This window comes from Paratractidigestivibacter sp. (assembly GCF_052362415.1).
In the GTDB taxonomy this organism is placed as follows: domain Bacteria; phylum Actinomycetota; class Coriobacteriia; order Coriobacteriales; family Atopobiaceae; genus Paratractidigestivibacter.
Genome location: NZ_DAWEMK010000044.1, coordinates 3,224 through 3,919, shown reverse-complemented (window position 1 = coordinate 3,919; position 696 = coordinate 3,224). Strand labels below are relative to the sequence as shown.

Genomic DNA, 696 nt, shown 5'->3' with positions numbered 1-696 from the left:
ATGACGACGGCAGTGGCGACGACCTTCGAGACGGTGACGGCCAGGGCCCCCGTGCCGAGAACGGCCGTGCCAGCTGCGATGATGATCTCGTTGATCACAAGGCCGATGGCGGAGAGCACCGCGAAGATGACGAACTCGCGCTGGCGGCTCATGTCGTCGCGGCGGGCAAATACGTACTTCATCGACGCCAGATAATTGAACACGAGGCTGACCACGAACGAGATGCCCGCAGAGAGCACCGGGTCCCAACCCAAGCCTTGCGAGAGGAGCATAAGGACGCCGTAGTCGATCGCAAACGCGATCACGCCGACGACGCCGAACTTGAGGAGCTGCTCTATGAGTTTGCGCATGGGAGGGTGCCTTTCTTTGGTTTGTATGGGGGTTGGAATTCTCCTTGCTGCATTTCTTTCCTTGCAAATCGTAGGAAATTGAGGACGGCCGCGCAAATCGCGAGAGACGTGAAGGAATACACCGAGCGGAAAAGAGCCCGTGTTGATGCGCGTCGATTGCGGCACGCGGAGCCCCGCGCAGATTTCCGCACGTTCAGCTACGGTCCACGGAGACCCGCGCAGATTCTTGCACGTCCAGCTGGCAAACAAGATGAAATGCGCAGAATCCCGCACGTCCAGCTGACGGACAAGCCAAACCGCACAGAAACCCGCACGCTCAGTTCGAATCGGGAGCTGGAGGAGCGAG

2 protein-coding genes are annotated in these 696 nt (G+C 59.5%); one reads left to right on the top strand and one right to left on the bottom strand.

The genetic code is table 11. The features are described 5' to 3' along the window. Positions 1-350 (bottom strand): GtrA family protein (locus ACT84W_RS05960; RefSeq protein WP_444328560.1); only part of this gene is annotated, 350 nt, incomplete at its 3' end. Positions 351-458: 108 nt separating this feature from the next. Between ACT84W_RS05960 and ACT84W_RS05955 the strand changes: the two genes are divergently transcribed. Further along, on the top strand, positions 459-696 hold a 238-nt coding region (locus ACT84W_RS05955; protein ID WP_444328559.1), incomplete at its 3' end, for a hypothetical protein.